The sequence below is a fragment of the Rhodococcus olei genome (assembly GCF_039540555.1).
GTDB lineage: Bacteria > Actinomycetota > Actinomycetes > Mycobacteriales > Mycobacteriaceae > Rhodococcus_G > Rhodococcus_G olei.
Window position 1 is genome coordinate 134,482 of sequence record NZ_BAABFB010000029.1, and the last position, 14,045, is coordinate 148,526.

The 14,045-nt window shown below is 69.6% G+C and carries 13 protein-coding genes; 10 read left to right on the forward strand and 3 right to left on the reverse strand.

The window, feature by feature from the left end:
- Positions 1 to 40: 40 nt before the first annotated feature.
- Positions 41 to 1,654, reverse strand: a complete 1,614-nt coding sequence (locus ABD951_RS07140; RefSeq protein ID WP_345343072.1) for an MFS transporter — start codon at positions 1,652 to 1,654, stop codon at positions 41 to 43.
- Between the two features lie 269 nt (positions 1,655 to 1,923).
- On the opposite strand from ABD951_RS07140, the gene lepA reads away from it, so the two are divergent.
- On the forward strand, positions 1,924 to 3,798 hold the full coding sequence (gene lepA / locus ABD951_RS07145) for a translation elongation factor 4 (RefSeq protein ID WP_345343073.1): 1,875 nt from the start codon (positions 1,924 to 1,926) through the stop codon (positions 3,796 to 3,798).
- Between the two features lie 79 nt (positions 3,799 to 3,877).
- A complete protein-coding gene (locus tag ABD951_RS07150; protein WP_345343074.1) occupies positions 3,878 to 4,807 on the forward strand; it encodes an NAD(P)H-dependent flavin oxidoreductase in 930 nt (309 codons plus the stop codon).
- Positions 4,808 to 4,824: 17 nt separating this feature from the next.
- On the opposite strand, the gene ABD951_RS07155 is transcribed toward ABD951_RS07150, so the two are convergent.
- Positions 4,825 to 6,813 (reverse strand): glycoside hydrolase family 15 protein, encoded by a 1,989-nt coding sequence (locus ABD951_RS07155; RefSeq protein ID WP_345343075.1) that lies wholly within the window; start codon positions 6,811 to 6,813, stop codon positions 4,825 to 4,827.
- A 62-nt stretch (positions 6,814 to 6,875) separates the two neighbouring features.
- On the opposite strand from ABD951_RS07155, the gene ABD951_RS07160 reads away from it, so the two are divergent.
- The 6 genes from ABD951_RS07160 to ABD951_RS07185 all read left to right on the forward strand — a co-directional run bounded on the left by ABD951_RS07160 (position 6,876) and on the right by ABD951_RS07185 (position 11,266).
- Positions 6,876 to 7,085: a hypothetical protein gene (locus tag ABD951_RS07160; RefSeq protein ID WP_345343076.1), complete on the forward strand. Its 210-nt coding sequence runs from the start codon at positions 6,876 to 6,878 to the stop codon at positions 7,083 to 7,085.
- A gap of 132 nt (positions 7,086 to 7,217) precedes the next feature.
- A complete protein-coding gene (locus tag ABD951_RS07165; protein WP_345343077.1) occupies positions 7,218 to 7,310 on the forward strand; it encodes an Ms4533A family Cys-rich leader peptide in 93 nt (30 codons plus the stop codon).
- A gap of 189 nt (positions 7,311 to 7,499) precedes the next feature.
- Complete coding sequence (locus ABD951_RS07170) at positions 7,500 to 8,552, forward strand: sulfate ABC transporter substrate-binding protein (protein WP_345343078.1); 1,053 nt, start codon at positions 7,500 to 7,502, stop codon at positions 8,550 to 8,552.
- A 19-nt stretch (positions 8,553 to 8,571) separates the two neighbouring features.
- A complete protein-coding gene (gene cysT, locus ABD951_RS07175) occupies positions 8,572 to 9,474 on the forward strand; it encodes a sulfate ABC transporter permease subunit CysT (RefSeq protein ID WP_425569806.1) in 903 nt (300 codons plus the stop codon).
- Positions 9,471 to 10,277, forward strand: coding sequence for a sulfate ABC transporter permease subunit CysW (cysW, locus tag ABD951_RS07180; protein ID WP_345343080.1), 807 nt, complete (start codon positions 9,471 to 9,473; stop codon positions 10,275 to 10,277). Before cysT ends, cysW begins: the two co-directional genes overlap by 4 nt.
- A complete protein-coding gene (locus ABD951_RS07185) occupies positions 10,274 to 11,266 on the forward strand; it encodes a sulfate/molybdate ABC transporter ATP-binding protein (RefSeq protein WP_345343081.1) in 993 nt (330 codons plus the stop codon). Before cysW ends, ABD951_RS07185 begins: the two co-directional genes overlap by 4 nt.
- A 207-nt stretch (positions 11,267 to 11,473) precedes the next feature.
- On the opposite strand, the gene ABD951_RS07190 is transcribed toward ABD951_RS07185, so the two are convergent.
- Positions 11,474 to 12,775: an outer membrane protein assembly factor BamB family protein gene (locus tag ABD951_RS07190; protein WP_345343082.1), complete on the reverse strand. Its 1,302-nt coding sequence runs from the start codon at positions 12,773 to 12,775 to the stop codon at positions 11,474 to 11,476.
- Between the two features lie 263 nt (positions 12,776 to 13,038).
- On the opposite strand from ABD951_RS07190, the gene ABD951_RS07195 reads away from it, so the two are divergent.
- On the forward strand, positions 13,039 to 13,275 hold the full coding sequence (locus tag ABD951_RS07195) for a hypothetical protein (RefSeq protein WP_345343083.1): 237 nt from the start codon (positions 13,039 to 13,041) through the stop codon (positions 13,273 to 13,275).
- Positions 13,276 to 13,292: 17 nt separating this feature from the next.
- On the forward strand, positions 13,293 to 14,039 hold the full coding sequence (locus ABD951_RS07200; protein WP_345343084.1) for an acyltransferase: 747 nt from the start codon (positions 13,293 to 13,295) through the stop codon (positions 14,037 to 14,039).
- Positions 14,040 to 14,045: the final 6 nt, after the last annotated feature.

A 14,045-nucleotide genomic window follows, 5' to 3' on the forward strand; every position in this document is an offset into this window, starting at 1 on the left:
GCGTCCGGCGGGCGCGTGGTCAGCGCATTCCGCCGGTGCGTCAGGACGGGTGCCGGTCCGGATCGGCGTCGTCGACCGGCTCGGTCGACGGCGGCGCGGATGCGCGCGGCATGCGGAACGAGTTCAGCAGCCCGAGCAGTCCCGCGAGGACCGGAACGAGGAGAGCGACCTGCAGGGCCACCGGGCGGGCCTCGGTGTTGATGCGGACGATCTCGTCCCGGATCTCCGGCGGTTGGCCGGCGAGCAGCGCGTCGAGTTCGGTGTTGCTCATGACCTCCGCGTCGTCCTCGAGGACCTGCGCCACCTGCTGTTGTTCGGCCGGCGGGAGCACCGTGCTCGACTGCGCCATCGCCGTGAACGTGATCGACAGCGTCGCCAACAGGAGCGCGCCGGCGAAGGCCAGACCGAACGACAACCCGAACGATCCGGCCGCGGAGTTCGTGCCTGCGGCCTCGCTGACGCGTTCCTCCGAGATCGGGGCGAGCGTGTAGTTGTTCAGCTGCGAGACCAGCAGTCCCAATCCCGAGCCGGCGACGACCAGGGGTGCCAGCAGCGCCCACCCGAACTCGGCCCGGGGCACGAGCGGGATCAGCATCGCGATCCCGACGGTGGCGAGCACGAATCCCCACCGGATGATGCCGCTCGGGCTTCGATCGCCGGCCTTCTTCCCGGCCAGCAACGCCACGACGAACATGCTCAGCGACAGGGGAGCGAGGGACAGACCCGCTTGCATCGCGTTGTATTCGAGCACCATCTGCAGGTAGATCGGCAGCGCGATCATCGTGCCGCCCAAGGCGATCTGCTGGAGCATCTGCTGGGTGACGCCCAGCCTGAACACCTTCGACCGGAACAGATCCGGGTCCAGCAGGGCGGGTTCGCCGCGTCGTTCGCGTCGCAGCAACCAGCGGGCGAGACCGGCCAGCGCCACCGCACCGGTCACGAGGAAAGCGGCAACCGCCTCGCCGCCCTCCTGCCACACCAGGATTCCGAGCACGATGCCGCCCATTCCGACGACGGAGAGCGCGGCACCGACCGTGTCCACGCCGCGGGGCCCGGTGTACGGCACGTCGCTGACGAGCCGGATCCCCGACAGCACGACCACGATGATCACCACCTCGACGACGAACGCGATGCGCCAGGACAGGTACGTGGTGACGAAGCCGCCGAGCAGCGGCCCGACGGCGGCGGCGATCGCGGCCGCGGCGCCGACCAGGGCGTAGACCTTCCGCTGGACGGCGCCTTCGAAGTTGCCGTGCACGAGGGACTGCATCGCCGGGAGCAGCAGCGACGCCCCGATCCCGCCGATCACGGCCCAGAAGACGATCACCGCGGTCAGGCTCTGGGCGAGCGCCATCGCCGCGGCGCCCGTCGCGTAGCCGAGCAGGCCCAGCACGTAGGCGCGCCTGCGTCCGATGAGATCGCCGACCCTGCTGCCGATCAGGATGAACGCGGCCGACACCAGCGCCTCGAGCGCGATCGCCGCCTGCACCCCACTGACCGTGGTGTCCAGGTCGCGCACCACCGCCGAGATCGACACGTTCATCAGCGAGGTGTCCACGACCAGGACGAACATCGCCATCGCGAGCAGGATCGCGAGCACCCGTTGCCGGCCACCGGTCCAGTCGGAACCGCCGGGCGCAGACGCTTCGGTCATGGCGGGCCCACCACCTCTGCAGTCGGGAGTTCTCCGCTGGTGATTGCGTACCACTGTTCGAGCCCGAGGGTATCGCGCAGACGGGCCCGGTCGATCCCGAACCGCCGCGCGGGTGCGAGGTGTCCGATGCACCGCCCGGCCGTGCAGGGTGACCCTCGATGTGTACCCACATCCGTGTCCAGGGGATGATGAGAGGGGCACGGGACCGGGGGAGCCGGTGCCGCCGCGGGACAGGCGAAGGGTCCCTGCCGTTGTCGGTGCCGAGTGAGATGAGGGAACAGGGTTTGACCAGCAATTTCGCGGAACAGACGTTCACGGATCCGTCGAAGATCCGGAACTTCTGCATCATCGCGCACATCGACCACGGCAAGTCGACGCTGGCGGACCGGATGTTGCAGCTCACCGGTGTCGTCGAGGAGCGCGCGATGCGCGCGCAGTACCTCGACCGGATGGACATCGAGCGCGAGCGCGGCATCACGATCAAGGCGCAGAACGTCCGGTTGCCGTGGACCGTCGAGAACGAGGACGGCAGCACCGAGCAGATCGTCCTGCACCTGATCGACACGCCGGGCCACGTCGACTTCACGTACGAGGTCTCCCGCGCGCTCGAGGCCTGCGAGGGTGCGGTGCTGCTCGTCGACGCCGCGCAGGGCATCGAGGCCCAGACCCTGGCCAACCTGTACCTGGCGATGGAGAAGGACCTCACCATCATCCCGGTGCTCAACAAGATCGACCTGCCGGCGGCCGACCCGGACAGGTACGCCGCCGAGATCGCGCACATCGTCGGCTGCGAGCCGGAGGACGTGCTGCGGGTCTCCGGCAAGACCGGCGTCGGGGTCAAGGAACTGCTCGACGAGGTCGTCAAGCAGGTGCCTGCCCCGGTCGGCGACGCGGACGGTCCGGCGCGCGCGATGATCTTCGACTCGGTCTACGACGCCTACCGCGGCGTCGTCACCTACGTGCGAGTGGTGGACGGCAAGATCCGTCCGCGCGAGAAGATCACCATGATGTCGACCGGCACCACCCACGAACTGCTCGAGGTGGGCATCATCTCGCCCGAACCCAAGGCCACCGTCGGCCTCGGCGTCGGCGAGGTCGGCTACCTGATCACCGGCGTCAAGGACGTCCGCCAGTCGCGAGTCGGCGACACCGTCACCACCTTCCGCAACGGCGCGACCGAGCCGTTGACCGGCTACCGCGACCCCAAGCCGATGGTCTACTCCGGTCTGTACCCGATGGACGGCTCCGACTACCCGGTGCTGCGCGACGCGCTGGACAAGCTGCGCCTCAACGACGCCGCGCTCGCCTACGAGCCGGAAACGTCGGTGGCGCTGGGCTTCGGCTTCCGCTGCGGCTTCCTCGGCCTGCTGCACATGGAGATCACCCGCGACCGGCTCGAGCGTGAGTTCGGCCTCGACCTCATCTCCACCGCGCCGAACGTCGTCTACCGCGTGATCATGGAGGACGGCTCCGAGCACGAGGTGACCAACCCGTCGTACTGGCCGGAGGGCAAGGTGCGCGAGGTGTACGAGCCGATGGCCAAGTGCACCGTCATCGCCCCGAGCGAGTACACCGGCGCGATCATGGAGCTGTGCCAGAGCCGCCGCGGCGAACTCGGTGGCATGGACTACCTCTCGGAGACCCGCGTCGAGCTGCGCTACACGCTGCCGATGGGCGAGATCATGTTCGACTTCTTCGACGCCCTCAAGTCGCGGACGAAGGGTTACGCCAGCCTCGACTACGAGGAGGCGGGCGAGCAGCAGGCCGCGCTCGTCAAGGTCGACATCCTGCTCCAGGGCGAGGCCGTCGACGCGTTCAGCGCCATCGTGCACAAGGACGGCGCGTTCGCATACGGCAACAAGATGACCACCAAGCTGCGCGAGCTGATCCCGCGCCAGCAGTTCGAGGTGCCGATCCAGGCCGCGATCGGCTCGAAGATCATCGCCCGAGAGAACATCCGCGCGATCCGCAAGGACGTGCTCGCCAAGTGCTACGGCGGCGACATCAGCCGTAAGCGCAAGCTGCTCGAGAAGCAGAAGGAGGGCAAGAAGCGGATGAAGACCATCGGTCGGGTCGAGGTCCCGCAGGAGGCCTTCGTCGCGGCGCTGTCGAACGAGTCGGTGGCGGACAAGCCCAAGAAGTAGACGCTCCGCGCCCGTGAGCGGTCCTCACCCCGACCGGGGTGGATCACTCACGGGCGGTGGGGCCGGGAAAGGATGCGGTGTGCTCGAGACCTGGTTGACGACGACGTTGGGGCTCGAGGTGCCGATCCTCGGCGCCCCGATGGGGGGACGCGCCGGCGGCGCGCTGGCCGGCGAGGTCTCGAAGGCCGGTGGCCTGGGGATGCTCGGCGCCGCCCGGTACACCACGCCGGAGTGGATCGCCGCCGAGGCCGCGGTCGCGCGTGAGCGTGGCGGACGCGTCGGCATCGGTCTGATGACCTGGTCGCTCGACGCCGACGACACGCTGCTGGCGGCGGCGATCGCGGAACGGCCGACGCTGGTGTCGCTGTCGTTCGGCGACCCGGCGCCGTACGTGCCGCGGGTGCACGACGCCGGGATTCTCGTTGCCTCCCAGGTGAACACGCTCGACGACCTGCGGGTCGCCGACCGCGCCGGCGTGGACGTGATCGTCGCGCAGGGCGGGGAGGCCGGCGGTCACACCGGCCGGATCGGGACGCTGCCGCTGCTGCAGGAACTCCTCGACGCCACCGACCTGCCGGTGCTGGCGGCGGGCGGCATCGGGACCGGCCGGGGCCTGGCCGCGGTCATCGCGGCCGGTGCGCAGGGTGCGGTGATCGGCACCGCCCTGCTCGCCAGCCCGGAGACGGTCGGCCCGGACTACGCGCGCACCGCCGTCGTCGACGCAGGCAGCGCCGACACCGTCTACACCTCCGTCTTCGACCGGGCGCGGCACCAGCCGTGGCCGGAGCGGTGGGGCGGGCGGGCGATCGCGAACGACTTCACCCGTGACTTTCACGGCACCGACGTCGCCGACGAGCAGCTCGAGTCGGGCTACGACCCGGCCGATCCGCGGCGCGGCGTCGTGTACGCCGGCGAGGCGGTCGGCCTGGTGCACGAGGCGCGGCCGGCCGGTGACGTCGTGCGGAGGATCGCCGAGGACGCGGAGCGACTGCTGTCCCGCTTCGCCTGACGCGCTGCACCCCGCGGTCAGGTGGGGGAGTGGGCGGGCTGGAAGGCGCCGGTGTCGGCGGACTCCTCGGCGCGGATGACGTGTACGACCGCGTTGATCAGTGCCAGGTGCGTGAACGCCTGCGGGAAGTTGCCGAGGTGACGTCCGCTGCGGGTGTCGATCTCCTCCGCGTACAGCTTCAGCGGGCTCGCGAAGCCGAGCAGGCGCTGACACAGGTGCTTCGCGCGGGACAGTTCGCCGATCTCGACGAGCGCCGACACCAGCCAGAACGAGCAGATCGTGAACGTGCCCTCCTCGCCGGACAGCCCGTCGTCGGTGGTCTCGACGCGGTAGCGCAGCACCAGTCCGTTCTCGGTGAGTTCGTCGGCGATCGCCAGCACCGTCGCCCGGACCCGGTGGTCGTCGGGCGGCAGGAACCGCAGCAGCGGGACCAACAGCAGCGACGCGTCCAGGGACGGATGCCCGTAGCGCTGGGTGAACACCCCGCGCTCGTCGACGCCGTGCGCGAGCACGTCGGCCTTGATCTCCTCGGCGATCGCCGCCCACTGCATCGCGTACGACTTCTCGCCGTGCAGCTTCGCCAGCTTCGTCCCCCGGTCGAGGGCCACCCAGCACATCACCTTCGACGACGTGAAGTGCTGCGGCTCCCCGCGCACCTCCCAGATGCCGCGGTCGGGTTGCCGCCAGTGCTTGATCGCCTCCTCGACCTGACGCTTGAGCAGCGGCCACAGCGCGTCCGGGACCTGGTCGCGGGAGCGCACGTGCAGGTACACGGAGTCGAGCATCGTGCCCCAGATGTCGTGCTGCTTCTGGTTGTAGGCGCCGTTGCCGATCCGCACCGGTCGTGCGCCGTCGTACCCGCCGAGGTGGCCGAGTTCGGTCTCCTCGAGGGTCTTCTCGCCGCCGATGCCGTACATCACCTGCAGCGGATTCGGGTGTCCGTCGTCGGCCCGGGACGCGTCCGAGATGAACGCGAAGAAGTCGTTGGCCTCGCGGTCGAGGCCGAGGGTGTAGAGGCCCCACAGGGCGAACGTCGAGTCCCGAACCCAGGCGTACCGGTAGTCCCAGTTGCGCTGTCCACCAGGGGTTTCCGGGAGCGAGGTGGTGGACGCGGCGAGCAGGGCGCCGGTCGGCGCGTACGTCAGTCCCTTGAGGGTGAGGGCGCTGCGCTGCAGGTACCCGCGCCACGGGTGGTCGGGGAAGCGCCCGATCGTGATCCACTGCCGCCAGCACTCGGCGGTCTGCCACATCCTCGCGGCGGCCTCGTCGAACGTGCGCGGCGCAGGCAGGTCCGACCACGACAGGGCCACGAAGACGTTGTCGCCCTCCTTCATCCGGGTGCGGGCGCGTGCCTCGCGGCCCTCGATGCCCAGCTTGAGGTCGGTGGTCAGACGCAGCAGCGGATGCTCCCCGAGGGCACTGCCGTCGCAGCTCGCGGTCGCCTCCTCGTACACCTTGCCGGTGTACTCCCACTTCGCCGGAGACCGGTGGTAGTCGAACGACGGCTCGCAGCTCATCTCCAACTCCACGACGCCGCTGACGCACTTGACCGTGCGCAGCAGGATGTGTTCGGCATCCCAGTCGGTGGGGGTGCGCCGGTGGCTGCGGGAGCGTTGGTCGTTGTTGTGCCACGGCCCCATCACCAGGGCGTCGCGGACGATCAGCCACCCGGTCTCGGTCTGCCACGTGGTCTCGACGATCAGCCCGCCCGGCAGGTAGCGCCGGGCGGCCGGGACGTTCTGTCCGTACGGGCCGATCCGGAAGTGGCCGGCGCTGCGATCGAGTACCGACCCGAACACGCTCGGTGAGTCGGGTCGGGGGAGGCACATCCACTCGACCGAGCCGTTGCGGGCGATCAGGCACGTCGTCTCGCAGTCCGAGAGGAAGGCGTAGTCGTCGATCGGGGGGAACGAACTGCGGTGCTCGGGGTCAACCGTCGCCGGCAGGTTCCGGGGCAGGTCGTCGTCCGCGTCGTGCCCGTCGACGTCATGCTCGATGGCCGTCATCTGCACATCATGAGCCTGGTGGGCGATGTCGTCCACCTCAGTGCTCAGGCTAGGGTGGGAGCGTGAATGCGATCGCCAGTTGGTGGGACGGCCTCGAACTGTGGCTCATCGGTCTGCCGTACGTTCCGCAGCTCCTGCTGGTGATGGCGGTCGCGTTGCCGGGCGCGTACGGAGTCGCCCGGATCTTCGACGTCGCGTTGGCGCGGGCGCTCGCGCTGGCCGGTCGCGACCGGGTGCCGGCGTCGGTCGAGGCCGCGGCGGGTGAGCGCTGATGCCCCGCTCCCGTGTCACCCTCGTGCTGGTCGTGCTGCTGCTCCTCGTCCTCGTCGGCTGGCTGTTGACCCTCTAGATCGTCCGGTGACGCCAGTTGGGCGTCGGTCGATCGCTCTGCTAGATTCGTCGGCGTGTCTGCCACCGCCGTGCACCAGGTCCGCCATGAACTGGCGTTGATCGCTGTCGGCATGCTCGCAGTCGCCGACATCGACTGTTGTCGATAACGTCTGCCGGATTGCTGTTCGCAGCCCGAGTGCTCCCCGAGCCCCGGCCGGGCCGCCCCACGTAGAGGGCACCTCTTCTCACAATTCCTGTGTCCGCGACACCGCAGCCCGTCGGCCGCGGGGTTCGCGGCGGTCGCCACGACCGACACCCTTTCGCCGCACCCGGCGAATCCGTGAAAGGCATTTCCGATGAGTGTTCGTGCCCGTTTCACCCGCTCCGGCGTCCTGCTGGCCGCCGCCCTCACCGCCGGCGCGGTCGCGCTGACCGCCTGCGCGGGCGGATCCAGTGACGTCGCCGGAGGGGGCTCGGACGGCGCGTCCGGCGGCGCCAGCGGCGGCACGATCAGCCTGTACGCGTACGCGGTTCCGAAGCCCGGTTTCGACAAGGTCATTCCGGCGTTCCGGGAGACCGAAGCCGGCGCGAACGTCGACTTCCAGCAGTCCTACGGTGCGTCCGGCGACCAGTCGCGCAAGGTGAAGGACGGTGCCCAGGCCGACGTCGTCAATTTCTCGGTCGAACCCGACGTCACCCGGCTCGTCGACGCCGGCCTGGTCAGCGCCGACTGGAACAAGGACGCCTACAACGGAATTCCGTTCGGATCGGTCGTCACGCTGGTCGTCCGCAAGGGCAACCCGAAGGGCATCAAGGACTGGGACGATCTGCTGGCCCCGGGTGTCGAGGTGGTCACCCCGAACCCGTTCAGCTCCGGGTCGGCGAAGTGGAACCTGCTGGCCCCCTACGCCGCCAAGAGCGACGGCGGCAAGAACCCGCAGGCCGGTCTCGACTACGTCTCGAAGCTCGTCGCCGATCACGTGAAGGTGCAGCCGAAGTCCGGCCGGGAGGCCACCGAGACGTTCCTGCAGGGGACCGGCGACGTGCTGATCAGCTACGAGAACGAGGCGCTGTTCACCGAGCGCAACGGCGATCCGGTCGAGCACGTGACCCCGCCGACGACGTTCAAGATCGAGAACCCGGTCGCGGTGCTCCAGAACAGCAAGGTCCTGAAGCAGGCGACCGACTTCCGCGACTTCCTGTACACGCCGCAGGCCCAGAAGCTGTGGGCCGAGGCCGGTTTCCGTCCGGTCGACCCCGCGGTCGCCGCGGAGTTCACGGACACGTTCCCGGCGCCGGCGAAGTTGTGGACGATCGCCGACCTCGGCGGCTGGAAGGCCGTCGACGACTCCGTGTTCAAGAAGGACACCGGGTCGATCGCCGTGATCTACGACAACGCGAGCAAGTAGTCTCACCGTGACCAGAACCATGACGACAGGGGGCACGGTGTCCGAGATCCACGGACCGGACACCGCCGCCCCGCCCCGCACCCCCGCGCCGGCCGAGCGTCGGCCGCGCCGCCGCCGGTGGTTCACCGTGACCGGCACCGTCGGTCCGCTCGGCATCGGCATCACGATGCTGTGGCTCAGCGTGATCGTGCTGCTGCCGCTCGCGGCGCTGACCGTCGCCTCGTTCGAGGACGGCATCGCCGGCTTCTGGGACGCGATCACCAGCCCGGCGGCGCTCGCGTCGCTGCGCGTCACCGTCTGGGTGTCGGTCGTCGTGGCTCTGATCAACGTCGTGATGGGCACGCTGATCGCCTGGGTGCTCGTGCGCGACGAGTTCCCCGGCAAGCGGATCGTCAACGCCCTGATCGACCTGCCGTTCGCGCTCCCGACGATCGTCGCGAGCATCGTGCTGCTGTCGCTGTACGGGCCGAACAGCCCGATCGGGGTGCAGCTCAACGCGACCCAGCCGGGACTCGTCGTCGCCCTCGCCTTCGTCACGCTGCCGTTCGTCGTGCGGTCGGTGCAGCCGGTGCTGCTCGAGACGGACCGCGAGGTCGAGCAGGCCGCGGCGTCGCTCGGCGCGAGCAACTGGACCATCTTCCGCAAGGTCGTCCTGCCGACGCTGTCGCCGGCGATCATCAGCGGTGCGGGTCTGGCGTTCGCGCGCGCCATCGGCGAGTACGGCTCGGTCGTGCTGATCGGCGGCAACATCCCGCGGGAAACCCAGATGACGTCGCAGTACATCCAGCAGCAGATCGAGATCGACCGCCCGGTCAACGCCGCCGCGGTGTCGGTCGCGCTGCTGGCGATCGCGTTCGTCACGCTGTTCGTGCTGCGGATCCTGGCGAGCCGCGACCAGCGACGTGAGGAGCAGTCGGCGTGAACGTCTCGACCCCGACCCGGATCAGCCTCCGGGTGATCGCACTCGGCTACCTGGTGATGCTGCTGCTGGTGCCGATCGTGGTGATCCTCTGGCGCACCTTCGAACGCGGCATCGTCAGCTTCTTCCAGGCGATCTCGACGCCGGCGGCGATCTCGGCACTGAACCTGTCGCTGCTGATCGTCGCGATCGTGGTGCCGATCAACGTGATCTTCGGTGTGGTGACCGCGCTCGCCCTGGTCCGCGGCCGGTTCCCCGGCCGCGGACTGGTGCAGGCGGTCGTGGACCTGCCGTTCGCGGTCTCGCCGGTCGTGGTGGGCGTGTCGCTGATCCTGCTGTGGGGCGTCAACGGCTGGTTCGGCGGACTCGACGCACTCGGCTTCCGGGTCATCTTCGGGCTGCCGGGCATGGTGCTGGCGACGATCTTCGTGACCCTGCCGTTCGTCGTCCGCGAGGTCGAACCGGTGCTGCACGAGATCGGCGACGAGCAGGAGCAGGCCGCCGCGACCCTCGGCGCCTCCAAGTGGCAGACGTTCTGGCGGATCACGGTTCCCGCGATCCGCTGGGGCCTGACGTACGGCATCGTGCTGACCGTCGCCCGGTCGCTCGGTGAATTCGGCGCCGTGATCATGGTGTCGTCCGGATTCCCCGGCGTCTCGCAGACCCTGACACTGCTGGTGCACTCGCGCTACATCGACGACCACAACACCTACGGCGCGTACTGCGCGGCGACGCTGCTGATGGGCATCGCCCTGGTGACGCTGCTGCTGATGACGCTGCTGGACCGGAAGAGGAGCAACGCATGATTTCGGTGATCGGCGCCCGCAAGAACTACGGCGACTTCGCCGCACTCGACGACCTCACGCTCGAGATCCCGTCCGGGTCGCTGACCGCGCTGCTCGGGCCGTCCGGATCCGGCAAGTCGACGCTGCTGCGCTCGATCGCCGGCCTCGAGCATCCCGACTCCGGCACGATCACGATCGCGGGCAAGGACGTCACCGGGGTTCCGCCGCAGAAGCGCGACATCGGTTTCGTCTTCCAGCACTACGCGGCGTTCAAGCACATGACCGTCCGCGACAACGTCGCGTTCGGGCTCTCGATCCGCAAGCGCCCCAAGGCCGAGATCGAGAAGAAGGTGAACGAGCTGCTGGAGATCGTCGGGCTCGACGGTTTCCAGCACCGCTACCCCGCGCAGCTGTCCGGCGGTCAGCGCCAGCGCATGGCCCTGGCCCGGGCGCTGGCCGTCGACCCGCAGGTGCTGCTGCTCGACGAGCCGTTCGGCGCGCTGGACGCGAAGGTCCGCGAGGACCTGCGCACCTGGCTGCGCCGGCTGCACGACGAGGTGCACGTCACGACGGTGCTGGTGACCCACGACCAGGAGGAGGCGCTCGACGTCGCCGACCGGATCGCGGTGCTCAACAAGGGGCGCATCGAACAGGTCGGCACCCCGCGCGAGCTGTACGACAGCCCGGCGAACCAGTTCGTGATGTCGTTCCTCGGCCCGGTTGCGAGGCTGAACGGCCAGCTGGTGCGTCCCCACGACATCCGGGTCGGTCGCGACCCGAGCATGGCGGTCGCGCAGAAGGCCGGCACCGCCGAGTCCACCGGGGTCACCCGCGCGACCGTCGAGCGGGTGGTGCACCTGGGCTTCGAGGTGCGGGTCGAGCTGCGCAACGCGGCCACCGGCGACCTGTTCGCCGCGCAGGTGACGCGCGGCGACAGCGAGGCGCTGCAGCTGAAGGAGGGCGAGACCGTCTACGCCCGGGCGACGCTGATCCCGAGCATCCCGGCGTAGTACCGACACGCCGCGGGCTGCCGTCCGCTCCAGCTCCTCCGGCGAGGTGACGCCGGAGGAGCGCTGACCCGTACCCGCGCACTCACGACCGAGGACGCGGCCACCGGGGGCGCCGGTGCTCCGGGGTGCCCCACGGCCGCGACCCGTCCGGCCCTCGCGGCCGAGCAGCCCTCGGCGGTCGCCGCCAGGCGAGACGACCCGGGCGCGTCACGGCTTCAGGACGAACAGTTCCCCGATCAGGGTCGACACGAGCACCTCGCCGTCCGGGCCGATCGAGGTGCCGACGGAGACGCCGGTCGCGCCGGGCAGCACGTCCTGGTCGACCGTCGCGCCGGTGGCCGTGTCGAACGTCAGCGCCGCGAGCCGGTCGGTGCCGTCGCGCACGACCGTGTAGCCGGTCCCACCGGCCGTCTGCGCGGGGACGCCGAGCTGGACCAGATCCTTGCGCTCCCAGACGACCTCCGCGTGGTCGCCCCGATCGCGCAGTCCGGTCAGGCGCCCGTCACCGCTGCCGGCGGCGGCGATCACGCCGTCCGGGGACACCGACGGCGTGCCGACCGCCGGGAAGCCCAGGTCGTGGTGCCAGCGTGGCTGCCCGGTCGCGGCATCCAGCGCCCACAGCGCGCCACTGCGGTCGTAGACGTACACGGTGGTGCCGTCGGCGGACAGGACCGGGGTCGCCGTGGTGCCGCCCGGAATCGCGTCGCTGGACCAGTCCTCGGTCAGCGCGCCGTCGCCGTAGCGCATCGCGACCAGGTCGGCCTGGGGACGGCCCGGCCGCCACACGGTCAGATAGAAGCGGCCGGACGCGAGGTCGATCGCCGGGACGCCACCGACCGGGCACGCCGGGGACCCGGTCACGCACTGGTCGAGGCCCAGGGCTGCGGGCGGGAGCGGCACGTTCTCGGCCTGGTCGACGGTCGGCGCCGGGATCAGCTGGTACGACGGCACGATCTCCTTGCCCGTCTGCGGGCTCAGCACCGACACGATGCCGAACTGGGTGACGAACAGCAGATTGCCGTCCCCGGTGAACTGGGCGGAGATCGGGGTGCCGCTGACCACCGTCCGCCATCGGAGCTGGCCGTGCTCGTTGAACGAATTCATCGCGCCGTCCTCGCCGACGTACACGTTGGTGGCGCGGTCGACGATCGGCGTCGACGACGAGACTCCGGGCCCGAGCCGGGTGCACCAGCGTTTGCGCCCGCTCTCCATCTGGAACGACCAGAGGTTGCAGCCGTTGTCGCTGTGGGTGGTGGCGAACACCTGTCCGGTCGACGCGATGGAGGCGTGTGTGGAAGTCGGTGCGCCGAGCGGGCGCGACCAGGCGAGGGAGGTCGCGCGGGACCCCGTCACGGCGCTGCCGTCGCTGTTGCGGGCGTCGCCGTGGGCCGCCGGCCATCCTCCGGAGGAATAGATGTCCGTGACCTGCGAGTCGCTGCCGCAGCCGGCGGTGACCAGCACCGACACCGCCGCCAGTGACACAGTCGCCGACCGTAGGACCCGCCCCATTCGTCTCTCCTCGTGTGGAATTCGCTCGCTGCACACTATCGGGAGGCCGACGTGGGACTGCGCACCCGCCCCGGTGACGGTGGCGATCGCGACGATGGTCGAACCGGATGACTCCGGCATCGCGATTGTCCGGTAATTCATTGTTGTTTCATTGTTTCGGTAGTTAGTAATTCAAATTAGCCAATTCATTTTCGATTTCTGTGTTCAAATGGGTCATGGGATCGGCAGGCGCGGCGGACACCAGAACCCCGGCGGAACGAGCCGTGAACGCCGCCGATGACGGCGACGTCGACCACCTGCTCGGAACCCGTGGAGCCGGCGTCGCCATCGTCATCGGATTGATCCTCGGCGCCACCGCGCTGATCGGTGTGATGACGAACTCGGTGCTCGCCGTCGCCGTGGTCGCGGTCGGGGCGGTCGCGGTCGCGCTGATGCTCGGGGGAATGGACCTGGTCGGGGGACCGGCGGTGCCGGGTCGTGACCGGCCTCACCATCGCTGAACGTAGGCTGTTCGGTCATGACCAGCATGTGGGGCGCACCGATGCGCACGAGGTGGCGTGGATCCAGGCGGACCGATCCGGACCAGGCGAAGTTCCTGACCCGCGACTCGCTGCGCTGGGTGCTCGCGAACAAGGCGTACACGCCGTGGTACCTGGTCCGGTACTACCGGCTCGCGAAGTTCAAACTGGCGAACCCGCACGTGATCCTGCGCGGCATGGTCTTCCTCGGCAAGCGGGTCGAGATCCACTCGACGCCGGGCCTGTCCCGGCTCGAGATCGGCAGGTGGGTCCACATCGGTGACGGCAACGCGATTCGGTGTCACGAGGGCTCGCTCCGCATCGGGGACAAGGTCGTGTTCGGCAAGGACAACGTCGTCAACACCTACCTCGACATCGAGATCGGCGCCTCGACGCTGGTCGCCGACTGGTGCTACATCTGCGACTTCGACCACCGCATGGACGACGTCAACACCCCGATCAAGGACCAGGGCATCGTCAAGGGCCCGGTGCGGATCGGCCCCGACACCTGGATCGCCGCGAAGGTGACCGTGCTGCGGAACACGATCACCGGCCGCGGCTGTGTGCTCGGTGCGCACGCCGTCGTCAAGGGCGAGGTGCCCGACTACAGCATCGCGGTCGGAGCGCCGGCGAAGGTCGTCAAGAACCGCAAGGAGGCCTGGGAGGCCGGGGCCGAGGAGCGCGCGAAGTACATCGCCGCGCTCGAGGACATCGAGCGGAAGAAGGCGGCCGCCGCGGCGCAGTAGCCGCCC

Bases quoted from the DNA above. Each gene is read 5' to 3' on its own strand.
- ABD951_RS07140 (WP_345343072.1), bottom strand. From the start codon at position 1,654: ATGACCGAAGCGTCTGCGCCCGGCGGTTCCGACTGGACCGGTGGCCGG.
- lepA (WP_345343073.1), top strand. From the start codon at position 1,924: ATGAGGGAACAGGGTTTGACCAGCAATTTCGCGGAACAGACGTTCACG.
- ABD951_RS07155 (WP_345343075.1), bottom strand. From the start codon at position 6,813: ATGACGGCCATCGAGCATGACGTCGACGGGCACGACGCGGACGACGAC.
- ABD951_RS07170 (WP_345343078.1), top strand. From the start codon at position 7,500: ATGAGTGTTCGTGCCCGTTTCACCCGCTCCGGCGTCCTGCTGGCCGCC.
- cysT (WP_425569806.1), top strand. From the start codon at position 8,572: ATGACGACAGGGGGCACGGTGTCCGAGATCCACGGACCGGACACCGCC.
- ABD951_RS07185 (WP_345343081.1), top strand. From the start codon at position 10,274: ATGATTTCGGTGATCGGCGCCCGCAAGAACTACGGCGACTTCGCCGCA.
- ABD951_RS07190 (WP_345343082.1), bottom strand. From the start codon at position 12,775: ATGGGGCGGGTCCTACGGTCGGCGACTGTGTCACTGGCGGCGGTGTCG.
- ABD951_RS07200 (WP_345343084.1), top strand. From the start codon at position 13,293: ATGACCAGCATGTGGGGCGCACCGATGCGCACGAGGTGGCGTGGATCC.